The organism is Lutaonella thermophila (genome assembly GCF_055387725.1).
In genome coordinates this window covers 1,180,730-1,194,526 of record NZ_AP043783.1, presented here as the reverse complement: position 1 = coordinate 1,194,526, position 13,797 = coordinate 1,180,730, and the positions used below count along the sequence as shown (strand labels likewise).

Annotated in this window: 21 protein-coding genes; all 21 read right to left on the bottom strand. The window is 35.1% G+C overall.

Annotation, left to right across the window (positions count from 1 at the left end):
• Positions 1-59 precede the first annotated feature (59 nt).
• Positions 60-1,343, bottom strand: coding sequence for a citrate synthase (locus ACZ5CF_RS05495; RefSeq protein WP_464578123.1), 1,284 nt, complete (start codon positions 1,341-1,343; stop codon positions 60-62).
• A gap of 155 nt (positions 1,344-1,498) precedes the next feature.
• Positions 1,499-2,788 carry a phosphopyruvate hydratase gene (eno, locus tag ACZ5CF_RS05490; RefSeq protein WP_464578122.1) on the bottom strand — a complete coding sequence of 430 codons (1,290 nt, stop codon included), beginning with the start codon at positions 2,786-2,788 and terminating at the stop codon, positions 1,499-1,501.
• Positions 2,785-3,903 carry a glutamine-hydrolyzing carbamoyl-phosphate synthase small subunit gene (gene carA, locus ACZ5CF_RS05485; RefSeq protein ID WP_464578121.1) on the bottom strand — a complete coding sequence of 373 codons (1,119 nt, stop codon included), beginning with the start codon at positions 3,901-3,903 and terminating at the stop codon, positions 2,785-2,787. Before carA ends, eno begins: the two co-directional genes overlap by 4 nt.
• A 107-nt stretch (positions 3,904-4,010) precedes the next feature.
• Positions 4,011-4,766 (bottom strand): hypothetical protein, encoded by a 756-nt coding sequence (locus ACZ5CF_RS05480; protein ID WP_464578119.1) that lies wholly within the window; start codon positions 4,764-4,766, stop codon positions 4,011-4,013.
• A 96-nt stretch (positions 4,767-4,862) separates the two neighbouring features.
• Positions 4,863-5,564: a hypothetical protein gene (locus tag ACZ5CF_RS05475; RefSeq protein ID WP_464578117.1), complete on the bottom strand. Its 702-nt coding sequence runs from the start codon at positions 5,562-5,564 to the stop codon at positions 4,863-4,865.
• An 84-nt stretch (positions 5,565-5,648) separates the two neighbouring features.
• On the bottom strand, positions 5,649-6,176 hold the full coding sequence (gene rplQ, locus ACZ5CF_RS05470) for a 50S ribosomal protein L17 (RefSeq protein ID WP_464578116.1): 528 nt from the start codon (positions 6,174-6,176) through the stop codon (positions 5,649-5,651).
• A 34-nt stretch (positions 6,177-6,210) separates the two neighbouring features.
• Complete coding sequence (locus tag ACZ5CF_RS05465) at positions 6,211-7,203, bottom strand: DNA-directed RNA polymerase subunit alpha (protein WP_464578115.1); 993 nt, start codon at positions 7,201-7,203, stop codon at positions 6,211-6,213.
• Between the two features lie 19 nt (positions 7,204-7,222).
• Entirely contained in the window at positions 7,223-7,828 is a 606-nt protein-coding gene (gene rpsD / locus ACZ5CF_RS05460) for a 30S ribosomal protein S4 (RefSeq protein ID WP_464578113.1), read from the bottom strand.
• Between the two features lie 85 nt (positions 7,829-7,913).
• On the bottom strand, positions 7,914-8,306 hold the full coding sequence (gene rpsK, locus ACZ5CF_RS05455; protein ID WP_464578111.1) for a 30S ribosomal protein S11: 393 nt from the start codon (positions 8,304-8,306) through the stop codon (positions 7,914-7,916).
• A gap of 13 nt (positions 8,307-8,319) precedes the next feature.
• A complete protein-coding gene (gene rpsM, locus ACZ5CF_RS05450) occupies positions 8,320-8,694 on the bottom strand; it encodes a 30S ribosomal protein S13 (RefSeq protein WP_464578110.1) in 375 nt (124 codons plus the stop codon).
• A gap of 2 nt (positions 8,695-8,696) precedes the next feature.
• Positions 8,697-8,813, bottom strand: coding sequence for a type B 50S ribosomal protein L36 (gene ykgO, locus ACZ5CF_RS05445; RefSeq protein ID WP_074978891.1), 117 nt, complete (start codon positions 8,811-8,813; stop codon positions 8,697-8,699).
• A 24-nt stretch (positions 8,814-8,837) separates the two neighbouring features.
• Positions 8,838-9,053, bottom strand: coding sequence for a translation initiation factor IF-1 (gene infA, locus ACZ5CF_RS05440; RefSeq protein WP_014031991.1), 216 nt, complete (start codon positions 9,051-9,053; stop codon positions 8,838-8,840).
• A 3-nt stretch (positions 9,054-9,056) separates the two neighbouring features.
• The gene (secY, locus tag ACZ5CF_RS05435; RefSeq protein WP_464580823.1) at positions 9,057-10,403 is read right to left on the bottom strand and encodes a preprotein translocase subunit SecY; all 1,347 of its coding nucleotides are present in this window, start codon (positions 10,401-10,403) and stop codon (positions 9,057-9,059) included.
• A gap of 13 nt (positions 10,404-10,416) precedes the next feature.
• Positions 10,417-10,869: a 50S ribosomal protein L15 gene (rplO, locus tag ACZ5CF_RS05430; RefSeq protein ID WP_464580822.1), complete on the bottom strand. Its 453-nt coding sequence runs from the start codon at positions 10,867-10,869 to the stop codon at positions 10,417-10,419.
• 17 nt (positions 10,870-10,886) lie between these two features.
• Positions 10,887-11,066, bottom strand: a complete 180-nt coding sequence (gene rpmD, locus ACZ5CF_RS05425) for a 50S ribosomal protein L30 (RefSeq protein ID WP_464580821.1) — start codon at positions 11,064-11,066, stop codon at positions 10,887-10,889.
• Between the two features lie 19 nt (positions 11,067-11,085).
• Positions 11,086-11,610, bottom strand: a complete 525-nt coding sequence (gene rpsE / locus ACZ5CF_RS05420) for a 30S ribosomal protein S5 (RefSeq protein ID WP_464580820.1) — start codon at positions 11,608-11,610, stop codon at positions 11,086-11,088.
• Between the two features lie 6 nt (positions 11,611-11,616).
• The gene (gene rplR / locus ACZ5CF_RS05415) at positions 11,617-11,973 is read right to left on the bottom strand and encodes a 50S ribosomal protein L18 (RefSeq protein ID WP_464580819.1); all 357 of its coding nucleotides are present in this window, start codon (positions 11,971-11,973) and stop codon (positions 11,617-11,619) included.
• A gap of 11 nt (positions 11,974-11,984) precedes the next feature.
• The gene (gene rplF, locus ACZ5CF_RS05410; protein ID WP_464580818.1) at positions 11,985-12,527 is read right to left on the bottom strand and encodes a 50S ribosomal protein L6; all 543 of its coding nucleotides are present in this window, start codon (positions 12,525-12,527) and stop codon (positions 11,985-11,987) included.
• Between the two features lie 21 nt (positions 12,528-12,548).
• Complete coding sequence (gene rpsH, locus ACZ5CF_RS05405; RefSeq protein WP_464580817.1) at positions 12,549-12,947, bottom strand: 30S ribosomal protein S8; 399 nt, start codon at positions 12,945-12,947, stop codon at positions 12,549-12,551.
• Positions 12,948-12,972: 25 nt separating this feature from the next.
• Complete coding sequence (gene rpsN / locus ACZ5CF_RS05400) at positions 12,973-13,242, bottom strand: 30S ribosomal protein S14 (protein WP_464580816.1); 270 nt, start codon at positions 13,240-13,242, stop codon at positions 12,973-12,975.
• A 2-nt stretch (positions 13,243-13,244) separates the two neighbouring features.
• Entirely contained in the window at positions 13,245-13,796 is a 552-nt protein-coding gene (gene rplE, locus ACZ5CF_RS05395) for a 50S ribosomal protein L5 (RefSeq protein WP_464580815.1), read from the bottom strand.
• Position 13,797: the final 1 nt, after the last annotated feature.

Sequence of the window (13,797 nt, the reverse complement as noted above, 5' to 3'; positions counted from 1 at the left end):
GCCATTTATTTTCATAGTATAAACTATTAGATAAATGGCATAATGTGTATGATTAAAAATTATCTTTCGTTAAGCGGTACAAACTTACGAGATGTTGGACCAACATAAATTTGACGCGGACGACCAATTGGTTCTCCTTTAAGTCTCATTTCTCTCCATTGTGCAATCCAACCCGGTAATCTACCCATAGCAAACATTACTGTAAACATATCTACCGGTATTCCCATTGCTCTGTAAATTATACCAGAGTAAAAATCTACATTAGGGTAAAGTTTTCTCTTAACAAAGTATTCGTCTTCTAACGCTTCTTTTTCAAGACCTTTAGCAATATCTAAAATCGGATCTTCAATTCCTAAGTCTCCTAATACTTCGTCTGCAGCTTTCTTTATGATTTTTGCACGAGGATCAAAGTTTTTATAAACTCTATGTCCGAATCCCATTAATCTAAACGGATCGTTTTTATCTTTGGCTTTCGCCATGTATTTTTTGGTATCACCACCATCTGCCTTAATAGCTTCTAACATTTCTAGTACTGCTTGGTTAGCACCTCCGTGAAGTGGCCCCCAAAGTGCAGAAATACCTGCAGAAATAGAAGCAAATAGTCCTGCATGAGAAGAACCAACTATTCTAACAGTAGATGTAGAACAGTTTTGCTCATGGTCTGCATGTAAAATTAAAAGCTTGTCTAATGCATTAACTACTATAGGATTTAACTCATATTCTTGATTAGGCTTTTTAAACATCATTTTAAGCAGGTTCTCTACATAGCCAAGATTTCTATCGCCATAATCAAGAGGTAAGCCTTGCTTTTTACGCATAGTCCATGCTACTAAAACAGGTAGCTTCCCTAAAATTCTAACAATTGCTTTGTACATATCTTCTTCTGAATTTACATTAACAGAAGAAGGATTAAATGCAGTTAGTGCACTCGTTAACGATGATAAAACACCCATAGGGTGAGCAGCTTTTGGGAATGCATCTAATATTTTTTTAACATCATCATCTACTACAGAGTGCTCTTTAATATCTTCGTAAAACTTATCTAATTGTTCACGCGTTGGTAATTCTCCAAAAATTAATAAATATGCTACTTCTAAAAAGTCTGCCTTTTCTGCAAGTTCTTCTATAGCATATCCTCTATAACGTAAAATTCCTTTTTCACCATCTAAGTAAGTAATGGCACTCTCACAAGATCCTGTGTTTTTGTACCCCGGATCTAACGTTACTAATCCAGATTGTGCTCTTAGCGTTTTAATATCTATACCATACTCATTCTCAGTACCCTTTACTACGGGTAATTCGTACGACTTATCTTTAAAGTGTAAAGTAGCTATATCTGACATAATTATTATTGAAGTTTAGGTTTTTTGTAAGTCCTGCGAAATTACAAAATAAAGTGTTAATTTAAGGTTAAGTTAACCCTCTTTTTATGAGGATTTTAAAAAGAAAAAGCGGGTTTTACAGCCCGCTTTTTTATTTATGATTTTAAAACATGTGTTTAATTCACTTTAAACGCTTTTTCTTGCGGATAATAAGCAATGTCTCCTAACTCTTCTTCAATACGTAATAATTGATTATACTTGGCCATACGGTCTGATCTTGAAGCAGAACCAGTTTTAATTTGACCGGTATTTAATGCAACTGCTAAATCGGCAATAGTATTATCTTCTGTTTCTCCTGAACGGTGTGACATTACCGAAGTATAACCCGCATTATTAGCCATGTTTACAGCTGCAATTGTTTCTGTTAACGTACCAATTTGGTTTACTTTAATTAATATAGAGTTAGCAATACCATTTTTAATTCCTTTTGATAAACGTTCTACATTGGTTACAAATAAATCGTCTCCAACTAACTGAACTTTATCTCCTACTTTTTGGGTTAGCATTTTCCAACCTTCCCAATCATTTTCATCCATACCGTCTTCTATAGAAATAATTGGATATTTAGAACACAAGTCGGCTAAGTATTGTGCTTGCTCTTCGGATGTTCTCACAGCTCCTTTGCTTCCTTCAAACTTTGTATAATCATATTTTCCGTCTACATAAAATTCTGCCGACGCACAATCTAATGCAATCATAACCTCGTCTCCAGCCTTATATCCTGCCTTCTCTATAGAAGCTATAATGGTATCTAAAGCATCTTCTGTTCCGTTTAATTTTGGTGCAAATCCGCCCTCATCTCCAACAGCTGTGCTTAATCCTCTATCATGTAAAACTTTTTTTAGATGATGAAAAATTTCTGAGCCCATTTGCATTGCATGAGAAAAACTTTGTGCCTTTACCGGCATAATCATAAACTCTTGAAATGCAATAGGAGCATCGGAGTGAGAACCACCGTTAATTATATTCATCATAGGCACCGGGAGCGTATTACCACTAACACCACCTACATAACGGTAAAGCGGTAAACCAAGTTCGTTGGCAGCAGCTTTTGCAACAGCTAACGATACACCTAAAATTGCATTAGCACCCAATTTAGATTTGTTGGGAGTACCATCTAAATTAATCATTAATTGATCAATAAAATTCTGCTCAAAAACAGATACTCCAACAACTTCTGGTGCTATGGTATTATTCACATTTTCTACTGCTTTTAAAACGCCTTTACCCATGTATGCTTTACCTCCATCTCTAAGCTCTACAGCTTCGTGTTCTCCGGTAGACGCCCCAGATGGAACAGCCGCTCTTCCTAAAGCACCGCTTTCTGTAATTACATCTACTTCTACCGTTGGGTTTCCTCTCGAATCAAAAATTTGTCGTGCATGTACACTTACAATTATACTCATACGTTAGCTGGTTTATGTTTTTTTATTAAAGCTATAAATTCATCAAATAAATATTTAGCATCGTTAGGTCCCGGACTTGCTTCAGGGTGATACTGAACAGAAAAGCAAGGTTTGTTTTTTATTCTAATTCCTGCTACGGTATTATCATTTAAATGTACATGAGTAATCTCTACATCAGGATGCGATTCTGTTTCTTCTCTGCTGATAGCAAATCCGTGGTTTTGAGAGGTAATTTCTCCTTTTCCGGTTAGTAAGTTTTTAACCGGATGGTTAATTCCTCTGTGTCCGTTATGCATTTTATAAGTTGATATGCCATTTGCTAATGCAATTACTTGATGCCCTAAGCAAATACCAAATAGTGGCAAGTTTCTATCTAAAATTTCTTTGGCAAGTTGTTGTGCTTCTTTTAGAGGCTCTGGATCTCCCGGACCATTTGATAAGAAATAACCATCCGGATTCCAAGCGCTCATTTCTTGAAAAGTAGCATTGTACGGAAATACTTTTATGTAAGCATCTCGTTCTGCTAAACAGCGTAATATATTTTTTTTAATCCCAATATCTAAGGCTGCTATTTTATAGGTTGCATTTTCATTGCCAAAGTAATACGGCTCTTTTGTAGAAACTTTAGAAGCTAGCTCTAAACCTTCCATACTAGGTACTTTAGCAAGTTCTTTTTTAAGCTCATCTATTTTATCTACTTCTGTTGTAATAACAGCATTCATTGCCCCCTTCTCTCTAATATAACTTACTAAAGCTCGGGTATCTACATCAGAAATTGCAATAAGGTTATTTTTCTCGAAAAATTCTGCTAAAGAACCATCTGCCCCGGGCCTAGAATAATTAAAGCTAAAATTTTTGCAAACTAACCCTGCTATTTTTACTCCATCTGATTCAACTTCATCATCTTTAACTCCATAGTTCCCGATATGAGCATTAGTTGTCACCATAATCTGACCGTAGTATGAAGGGTCAGTAAAGATCTCTTGATAACCGGTCATTCCGGTATTAAAACAAACTTCGCCGAAAGCGCTTCCTTCTTTACCAACAGCTTTACCGTAAAAAATAGTGCCGTCTGCTAGTAAGATTAAAGCTTTTTTTCTGGATTGATATTTCATGTTGTAGAAAATAAAGTTTTGCAAAAATAATCTTTAGTACCGAAACGACATAAAAAAAGAGTTAATTCATGAATTAACTCTTTGATTTTTAAAGATTTTAAATTTCGTTACGTTCCAAACACATAAAACAGGATTTTTTTTGCATCAGATTCTTTACTGTAAGTCAAATTGTATTTTTTAACAAAATCGTACATCTTTTTTTTATCACTGTCTGTTACTATTTTTTTAAATGAAGATTTGTTTAATTTAAATGGTATTACATCACCGTTAACATCAATATAATATGAGTAAGCTTGTCTTATTTTATTTGAGGGCCTGTTTACCATTGGGTTTGGCGAAGCTTGAATAAAAACAGTATGATAAGACTTTAATAAAGAAAGCTTGTCACTCTCAAACAAGACTTCAAATATTTTCTTCTCTTTATCAATACTACTATATAATTTTTTAAAAACTCTATTATTTACCAGTATTCTTTCAACCTTATCAAAATCATACACAAATAAAGAATCTCCCTGAATCTTTGAAATAAAAGTTCCTTGTTTAATATTAAAGTTTATATTAGGAATTCTGTATCGCTTATTATTAGCTAAAACTACAGCTTGATTGTTCCATTCTTTAAATAGATAAACAGAGCCTTCTAGTGCTATCTTTCCAAATCTAATATCATCAAACTCATAAAACACTCCCATAATCTTAGACCACTCATCCGGATTTCCTGTTAAGCTATTAAACTCTTCGATGGTAGTGCCATTATTGTTTGAAAACGGCTCTAAATGCCTGGTTGACTCATATGCTTCTAAAAAACTTTGAGCAAAAAAATTGTAAGACAACAATAAAAAAACTGGCAACAAAAACTTTTTCATATACTTTAATTTTATTAAAGATATGAATTTTTAAGTGTTTGACAGCCAGATTATTAAACAAACGTAATAAAACAACTTTTTTAGTCAATTAAAACTCTATATTGACTTTACATAATCTAAAATGCGTTTAACATCATATTCTTTAGAGAAACTAAACTTATTTTTTTTACTATAGTCAATTATCTTTTTTTGTTTGATTTTGTCTGTTGTAATTAAGTTTAGGATTTTTCGTCTAGAAAATTTAAAAGGCTTAATAAGCCCGTCTTTTCTAATATAATATGCTGTTTTTATAATGTATTTATCTGTTGATCTATTAACCATTGGGTTAGCAGAGCCCTCTACAAATCGTAAACTAAACCCCTTCAGAATTTGAAAAGAATCTAACTCATAAATTATTTCATATACGCTATTGGTATCATTCCAGTAATAGTTTTTAAAAACCTTATTATTAACTACTATCCTGTCTATATTATTAAAATTAAATGTAAAAATTGAGTCTTTACTAAAAGACGACTGAAAAACATTGTGTTTTACATTTAAGTTTAAATTATTTAAAGAATACCTTTTACCATCCTGAGTTTTTATGATAGCCATATTTTCCCATGAATCAAACAGGTAGATAGAGCCTTCAACTTCTCTTTGAGGGTTATAAAAATACGTTGCTGAGCCATATGAACTTTGAAGAATATTGCTAGCTCTCTGTATTGTTTGAGAGGTATTGTTTACAACACTCTCATTTTGACTTTGTACATTGCTTACAACTAATAAGAGTAAACTGATTATTACTGTTTTATTCATCTTAAATTTTAATTTTAGTAAAAATAAAAAAAGGATAAACTATAACAAGTTTATCCTTCTTTTTTATAATTGTTTTAACTAAAACTATTCTTGAGCTTTATCTTCTGTTGTTTCTTTTGTGTTTTCAGAAGTAGCTTCTGTTTTAGGTGCAGCTTCTGTTGTAGCAGCTGCTTTTTTACCTCTACCACGTCTTGTAGACTTTTTCTTAGCTGGTTTCCCGGCATTATAAGTTTCGTTAAAGTCTACTAACTCTATCATTGCCATCTCTGCATTATCACCAAGACGGTTACCTAATTTTATTATTCTGGTATATCCGCCAGGACGATCTCCAACTTTTGCAGAAACAGTACCAAATAATTCAGCTACTGCATTTTTGTTACGTAAGTAGCTAAATACAATTCTTCTATTGTGAGTTTCGCGCTCTTTAGAGGTATTGTTTTCTGCCTTAGATTTTGTTACTAACGGCTCTATATACTGCTTTAAAGCTTTAGCTTTAGCCACAGTAGTGTTTATGCGCTTGTGCTCTATTAAAGAACAAGCCATATTAGCTAGCATAGCTTTTCTGTGGGCCGCTTTTCTGCTTAGGTGATTAAATTTTTTTCCGTGTCTCATCTTTCCGCTTATTTATTCCACACAGGAACGAAAGTTAGTCTTTGTCTAATTTATATTTTGATAAATCCATCCCGAAACTCAAGCCTTTATTGTTAACCAGCTCTTCTAATTCGGTTAACGATTTTTTACCAAAGTTTCTGAACTTCATTAAGTCGTTTTTATTGAATGCTACTAGATCTCCAAGCGTCTCTACTTCGGCAGCTTTTAAACAGTTAAGTGCACGCACAGAGAGATCCATATCTATTAGCTTGGTTTTTAGTAACTGACGCATGTGTAACGACTCTTCATCGTATGTTTCTGTTTGTGCTATTTCATCTGCTTCTAACGTAATACGCTCATCAGAGAATAGCATGAAATGATGAATAAGTACTTTAGCCGCTTCTGTAAGCGCGTCTTTTGGATGAATAGATCCGTCGGTTACTATTTCAAAAACCAATTTCTCGTAGTCGGTTTTTTGCTCTACACGGTAGTTTTCTATGCTATATTTAACATTTTTTACCGGTGTAAATATAGAGTCGGTAGCAATTACACCCATTGGTGCATTAGCCTTTTTGTTTTCTTCTGCAGGCACATATCCTCTACCTTTCTCTATAGTGATTTCCATGTTTATGGCTACTTTAGGATCCATGTTGCAAATCACTAAATCAGGATTTAAAACTTGGAATCCAGAGATAAACTTTTGGAAATCTCCAGCAGTTAATTGCTCTTTTCCTGAAATAGAGATAGAAACGGTCTCGTTATCTACATCTTCTATTTGTTGCTTAAAGCGTACTTGCTTTAAGTTTAAGATAATTTCTGTTACGTCTTCTACTACTCCAGGAATGGTAGAGAACTCATGTTCTACTTTATCAATTCGAACAGAAGTGATTGCAAATCCTTCTAACGATGATAAAAGTACTCTACGTAGTGCGTTACCAATGGTTAATCCGTAACCAGGCTCCAAAGGTCTGAATTCAAATCGACCTTCGAAATCTGACGAATCAATCATTATAACTTTATCGGGCTTCTGAAAATTTAATAATGCCATAATGGGACTGCTGTCTTTATTATTTAGAGTATAACTCGACTATTAATTGTTCTTTTATGTTTTCTGGAATTTGAATTCTTTCAGGAATATTTACAAAAGTTCCTTCTTTTTTCTCAGAATTCCAGGTAATCCACTCGTAAACAGAGTTGTTGTTTGCTAATGAGTTTTCTATGATTTCTAATGATTTAGATTTTTCTCTAACTCCAACAACATCTCCTGGTTTTAAGCTATAAGACGGAATGTTTACAATTTCTCCGTTTACAGTTATATGACGGTGAGATACTAATTGGCGAGCAGCTCTTCTGGTAGGAGCAATTCCCATTCTAAACACAACATTATCTAAACGAGACTCGCATAATTGTAGTAATACTTCACCGGTTACGCCTTTGCTTCTGTTAGCTTTATCAAATAAATTTCTAAACTGGCGCTCTAAAATACCGTAAGTATATTTTGCTTTTTGCTTTTCCATTAACTGGATAGCATACTCAGATTTTTTTCCTCTTCTACGGTTATTGCCGTGTTGCCCCGGAGGGTAATTTCTTTTTTCAAACGATTTGTCATCGCCAAAAATCGCTTCGCCAAACTTACGAGCAATTTTTGTTTTTGGACCTCTGTATCTTGCCATTTTACTTATAATTTGTTTTGAGGAGATTATGAATTAAGGCTTATCCTTCGATAATCTGTAATCCTCGTAATTGTACAATAATTAATTAAACTCTTCTTCTTTTTGGTGGACGGCATCCGTTGTGTGGTAACGGAGTTACGTCTATTATTTCTGTAACTTCTATTCCGGAATTATGAATTGAACGGATAGCAGATTCTCTACCATTTCCAGGTCCTTTTACATAAACCTTTACTTTTCTTAATCCGGCTTCATGAGCTACTTTAGCTGCATCTTCGGCTGCTACTTGAGCTGCATAAGGTGTATTCTTTTTAGAACCTTTAAAGCCCATTTTTCCGGCCGAAGACCACGATACTACATCTCCATTCTTATTTGTAAGCGAAATAATAATATTATTAAAAGAAGCAGAGATGTGTGCTTCTCCGGTAGCTTCTACTACTACCTTACGCTTTTTTGTAGTTTTGGTATTTGACTTTGCCATGATTTACTACTTATTATTTAGTTGCTTTTTTCTTGTTAGCAACTGTTTTTCTCTTACCTTTTCTTGTTCTGGAATTGTTCTTGGTACGTTGCCCACGTAACGGTAATCCGGCTCTGTGACGAATACCTCTGTAGCAACCAATATCCATTAAACGTTTAATGTTTAATTGAATTTCAGAACGCAATTCGCCTTCAATTTTGTAAGCTGAAACTGCATCACGAATTTTACCAATTTGCTCGTCAGTCCAGTCAGAAACTTTGGTGTCTTCACTTACTCCGGCTTTAGCTAAAATTTCTTTAGCTCTGCTTTTTCCAATACCAAAGATGTAGGTTAATGCAATAACCCCTCTTTTTTGCTTTGGTATGTCTACTCCTGCGATTCTTGCCATAATTACCCTTGTCTTTGTTTAAATCTAGGATTCTTTTTATTAATTACATACAATCTCCCCTTACGACGCACAATTTTGCACTCGGGACTTCTCTTTTTTAGTGATGCTCTAACTTTCATCTAACTATGCTTTACAATGAATGTTTAATATCTATACGTAATTCTGGCCTTTGTTAAATCGTAAGGGCTCATTTCTAATTTTACTTTATCTCCTGGTAATAGTTTTATGTAATGCATACGCATTTTACCTGAGATATGAGCCGTTACTACATGGCCATTTTCTAATTCTACTCTGAACATTGCGTTAGACAATGCTTCAATAATGGTTCCGTCTTGCTCTATTGCTGGTTGTTTAGCCATAAATTATGCTACTCCTTTTCTGTTTTTACCAGTTTTCATTAAACCATCATAATGTCTGTTAAGTAAATAGGCGTTTACTTGTTGCATGGTATCAATGGCAACTCCAACCATGATAAGTAACGAGGTTCCTCCGTAGAACAACGCCCAACCTTGCTGGATTCCAACTATTTTAACAACAACTGCAGGTAAAACTGCAATAAGTGCTAAAAATACTGATCCCGGGAAGGTTATTAACGACATTATTTTGTCAAGATAGTCGGCTGTTTCTTTTCCGGGACGTATTCCTGGAATAAAACCACCGCTTCTTTTAAGATCGTCGGCCATTTTATTGGTAGGCACTGTAATTGCGGTGTAAAAATAGGTAAATACTATAATTAACAACGCAAATACAACATTATACCAAAGACCAAATATATCTCCAAATTCTGCTTGTATTGATTTAGCAGTATCTGATTCTGATAGGCTGGCTAATGCACTAGGTACAAACATAATGGCTTGTGCAAATATTATAGGCATTACACCAGATGCATTTAACTTTAACGGAATGTACTGTCTAGAACCAAAAACGTTCTTCTCGTACCCTCCAGATGCTGTACGTCTGGCATATTGAACCGGTATTTGACGCACTGCCATAACTAACATTACAGAGGCAAGGATAACTACAAACCAGAGAATTACTTCAATTAAAATCATCATTAATCCACCGTTATTCTCTGTTACTCTCGATACAAATTCTTGTACGAAAGATTGTGGTAATGTAGCAATTATACCTACCATAATAAGTAACGATATACCGTTACCTATACCACGATCTGTAATTTTCTCTCCAAGCCACATTGCAAAGATACATCCAGTTACTAAGATAATAACTGCAGGTATCATAAAGTCTAACCCTTTACCTAATAAAAAGGCGCTATCCGGAACACCTAATGCTCCTAAACCTATTAAATAGGTTGGTGCTTGTACTATACAGATAGCTATGGTTAGCCAACGTGTAATTTGTGTTAGCTTTTTTCTACCGCTTTCTCCTTCTTTTTGAAGTTTTTGCAGGTAAGGGATAGCTATTCCCATTAATTGAACAACAATAGATGCCGATATGTAAGGCATAATACCTAATGCAAAAACCGATGCATTAGCAAATGCACCACCGGTAAAAGCATTTAATATACCTAACAGCCCGCCACCATCTGTTCTGCTGGTTAATTCTGATAATTGTTCTGCATCTATACCCGGAAGTACTATCTGAGCTCCAAAACGGTACACTAATAGTAGCCCTAAGGTTACGATTATTCTGTTTCGTAACTCGTCTATTTTCCAGATATTTTGTAAAGTTTCAAAAAATTTCTTCATGGTTAATAGTTGGTTATAAAGTTACTGCTTCACCTCCGGCTGCTTCTATAGCCTGTTTTGCGCTTGCAGTAAATTTATGTACAGATACTTTTAATTTGGCCTTAAGTTCACCGCCACCTAATATTTTAACTAGATCGGTTTTCTTAATTACTTTGTTTGCTATTAAAATGTCCAAATCTACGGTATCTTTTACAATACCTTTATCAACCATGTCTTGTAATTTACTAAGATTGATTCCTACGTATTCTTTACGGTTACGGTTGTTAAAACCGAACTTAGGAACACGACGTTGAAGTGGCATCTGACCTCCTTCAAAACCAATCTTTTTAGAATATCCGGAACGAGACTTGGCCCCCTTGTGACCTCTTGTAGCAGTACCTCCTTTACCAGAACCTTGACCTCTACCCAGTCTTTTTCCTTCTTTATGTACTGAACCTTCTGCGGGTTTTAAGTTGCTTAAATTCATGATCACACGTGTTGTTATTAAGCTTCTTCTACAGAAACTAAGTGTTTTACTTTATTTACCATACCAAGGATATTTGGCGTAGCTTCGTGCTCTACTACTTGGCCTATTCTGCGTAACCCAAGAGCTTCAAGCGTTCTTTTTTGGTTTTGTAAACGCTTAATACTGCTTCTTGTTTGTGTAATTTTTATTTTTTTCATAATTACTATCCTTGAATAATTATCCTTTAAAAACTTTCTCTAAAGAGATACCACGCTGAGCTGCAACTGTTTTAGCATCGCGTAATTGTAGTAGCGCATCGAAAGTTGCCTTTACCACATTGTGCGGGTTAGATGACCCTTGTGATTTAGACAATACATCGTGTACTCCAACTGCTTCTAAAACGGCACGTACTGCACCACCGGCAATTACTCCGGTACCGTGAGAAGCAGGTTGTAAATATACACGTGCTCCACCGTACTTACCTTTTTGCTCGTGTGGTAACGTACCATTAGTTATTGGAATACGAACTAAGTTTTTCTTAGCGTCTTCTACAGCTTTAGAAATAGCTTCTGCTACCTCTTTAGATTTTCCTAAACCGTGGCCAACCACACCGTTTTCGTCACCAACTACAACTATTGCAGAGAAACCAAAAGCTCTACCTCCTTTAGTTACTTTGGTAACACGTTGTACGCCAACTAAACGGTCTTTTAATTCTAATCCGCCTGGTTTTACTGTTTCTACGTTCTTGTATTTTTGATACATAATTTCTTAGAATTTAAGTCCTGCTTCTCTTGCTCCTTCTGCTAACGATTTTACACGTCCGTGGTATAAATACCCGCCTCTATCAAACGAGATTTTCTCTATACCGGCTTTTATAGCTTTCTCAGCAATTGCTTTACCTACTAAGGCTGCAATTTCTGTTTTGGTTCCTTTAGCAGAACTAATGTCTTTGTCTCTTGATGAAGCCGATACTAAGGTTACCCCGTTGGTATCGTCTATTATCTGAGCATAGATCTCTTTGTTGCTTCTAAAAACAGCCAGTCTAGGTTTGCTGGGAGTACCAGAAACCACTTTTCTGATTCTGTTTTTGATTCGCTGTCTTCTTTCAGTCTTTGATAATGCCATGGTGCTAATTATTAAGCTGATTTACCTGCTTTTCTTCTTATTTGCTCTCCTACAAACTTAATTCCCTTTCCTTTGTAAGGCTCAGGCTTACGGAAAGAGCGAATCTTAGCAGCTACTTGACCTACTAATTGTTTATCGTGAGAGGTTAATTTAACAATAGGGTTTTTACCTTTTTCAGAAATGGTCTCAACTTTAACTTCTGGAGCCAATTCGAAAACTATGTTATGAGAGAACCCTAATGCCAAATCTAATTTTTGGCCTTGGTTGCTTGCTCTATAACCTACCCCTACTAACTCTAACTCTTTTGTAAAACCTTTAGATACTCCTTCTACCATATTAGCTAATAATGATCTGTATAGACCTTGCTTAGCTTTTTGTGCTTTAGAGCCATCTGTGGTTTGTACTATTAACTGTCCGTCTTCTTCTTTTACAGTAACGTCTTTTATTTCTTGTGTTAATTCACCTAGTTTACCTTTTACGGTAACTATGTTATTTTCTATGGTTACTGTAACGCCTTCTGGAATGTTTACCGGACTATTTCCTATTCTTGACATTTGCTTTGTCTTTTATAACTATTAGTAAACGTAACACAATACTTCGCCACCTACTTTTTCACGCTTAGCTTGCTTACTAGTCATTACCCCGTGAGAGGTAGACACAATAGCAATACCAAGACCGTTAAGTACTCTAGGCAACTCATCTACACCGGTATATTTACGTAAACCGGGTTTACTTACACGCTTTAAATTTTTTATTACAGGCTCTTTAGTTACTTTATCGTATTTTAAAGCAATTTTAATAGTGCCTTGAGGACCATTATCTTCAAACTTATAGCTTAAAATATAACCTTGATCAAATAATATCTTAGTTATTTCTTTTTTTAGGTTTGAAGCTGGTATCTCTACAACTCTATGTCCTGCGTTATTAGCGTTTCTAATTCTTGTTAAATAATCTGCTATAGGATCTGTATACATCTTCTTATCCTTTTAAATCTTATTGTTACCAACTTGCTTTTTTAACGCCTGGAATTAACCCTTTGTTGGCCATTTCTCTAAACATTACACGAGAAATACCAAATTGGCGCATATACCCTCTTGGTCTTCCTGTTAATTTACAACGATTGTGTAAACGTACAGGCGACGCATTTTTTGGTAACTTCTGAAGTGCTTCGTAATCGCCAGCTTCTTTTAAAGCTTTGCGTTTAGCAGCATACTTAGCTACCAATTTTTGTCTTTTAACCTCGCGGGCTTTCATTGATTCTTTAGCCATACTTAATTCTTTTTAAAAGGTAATCCTAATTCGCTTAATAATGATTTTGCTTCTTTGTCTGTTTTGGCCGAGGTTACAAAGGTAATATCCATTCCTGAGATTCTGTTTACTTTATCAATATCTATCTCAGGGAATATTATTTGCTCTTTAACACCTAAGTTATAGTTACCTCTACCATCAAAACCGGTAGCATTAATACCATTAAAGTCTCTTACACGTGGTAATGCAGATGTTATTAAACGATCTAAGAATTCGTACATTCTTTCACCACGTAAAGTAACTTTGGCTCCAATAGGCATACCTTTACGTAACTTAAAAGAAGCAACATCTTTTTTAGACACAGTTGCAACTGCTTTCTGACCGGTAATTTTAGTTAACTCGTCTACAGCGTAGTCTATTAACTTTTTGTCGGCTACTGCAGCTCCAACTCCACGGCTAATAACTATCTTTTCTAATTTAGGTACTTGCATTACGTTCTTGTACCCAAACTCCTCTCTAAGAGCAGCTATTACGCGCTCTTTATATTCTTTTTTTAATCTTGGAACGTAGCTCATA

Excerpts from the sequence above, each read along its gene's own strand:
- ACZ5CF_RS05495 (WP_464578123.1), bottom strand. The coding sequence starts at position 1,343 with ATGTCAGATATAGCTACTTTACACTTTAAAGATAAGTCGTACGAATTA.
- eno (WP_464578122.1), bottom strand. The coding sequence starts at position 2,788 with ATGAGTATAATTGTAAGTGTACATGCACGACAAATTTTTGATTCGAGA.
- carA (WP_464578121.1), bottom strand. The coding sequence starts at position 3,903 with ATGAAATATCAATCCAGAAAAAAAGCTTTAATCTTACTAGCAGACGGC.
- ACZ5CF_RS05480 (WP_464578119.1), bottom strand. The coding sequence starts at position 4,766 with ATGAAAAAGTTTTTGTTGCCAGTTTTTTTATTGTTGTCTTACAATTTT.
- ACZ5CF_RS05475 (WP_464578117.1), bottom strand. The coding sequence starts at position 5,564 with ATGAATAAAACAGTAATAATCAGTTTACTCTTATTAGTTGTAAGCAAT.
- rplQ (WP_464578116.1), bottom strand. The coding sequence starts at position 6,176 with ATGAGACACGGAAAAAAATTTAATCACCTAAGCAGAAAAGCGGCCCAC.
- ACZ5CF_RS05465 (WP_464578115.1), bottom strand. The coding sequence starts at position 7,203 with ATGGCATTATTAAATTTTCAGAAGCCCGATAAAGTTATAATGATTGAT.
- rpsD (WP_464578113.1), bottom strand. The coding sequence starts at position 7,828 with ATGGCAAGATACAGAGGTCCAAAAACAAAAATTGCTCGTAAGTTTGGC.
- rpsK (WP_464578111.1), bottom strand. The coding sequence starts at position 8,306 with ATGGCAAAGTCAAATACCAAAACTACAAAAAAGCGTAAGGTAGTAGTA.
- rpsM (WP_464578110.1), bottom strand. The coding sequence starts at position 8,694 with ATGGCAAGAATCGCAGGAGTAGACATACCAAAGCAAAAAAGAGGGGTT.
- ykgO (WP_074978891.1), bottom strand. The coding sequence starts at position 8,813 with ATGAAAGTTAGAGCATCACTAAAAAAGAGAAGTCCCGAGTGCAAAATT.
- infA (WP_014031991.1), bottom strand. The coding sequence starts at position 9,053 with ATGGCTAAACAACCAGCAATAGAGCAAGACGGAACCATTATTGAAGCA.
- secY (WP_464580823.1), bottom strand. The coding sequence starts at position 10,403 with ATGAAGAAATTTTTTGAAACTTTACAAAATATCTGGAAAATAGACGAG.
- rplO (WP_464580822.1), bottom strand. The coding sequence starts at position 10,869 with ATGAATTTAAGCAACTTAAAACCCGCAGAAGGTTCAGTACATAAAGAA.
- rpmD (WP_464580821.1), bottom strand. The coding sequence starts at position 11,066 with ATGAAAAAAATAAAAATTACACAAACAAGAAGCAGTATTAAGCGTTTA.
- rpsE (WP_464580820.1), bottom strand. The coding sequence starts at position 11,610 with ATGTATCAAAAATACAAGAACGTAGAAACAGTAAAACCAGGCGGATTA.
- rplR (WP_464580819.1), bottom strand. The coding sequence starts at position 11,973 with ATGGCATTATCAAAGACTGAAAGAAGACAGCGAATCAAAAACAGAATC.
- rplF (WP_464580818.1), bottom strand. The coding sequence starts at position 12,527 with ATGTCAAGAATAGGAAATAGTCCGGTAAACATTCCAGAAGGCGTTACA.
- rpsH (WP_464580817.1), bottom strand. The coding sequence starts at position 12,947 with ATGTATACAGATCCTATAGCAGATTATTTAACAAGAATTAGAAACGCT.
- rpsN (WP_464580816.1), bottom strand. The coding sequence starts at position 13,242 with ATGGCTAAAGAATCAATGAAAGCCCGCGAGGTTAAAAGACAAAAATTG.
- rplE (WP_464580815.1), bottom strand. The coding sequence starts at position 13,796 with ATGAGCTACGTTCCAAGATTAAAAAAAGAATATAAAGAGCGCGTAATA.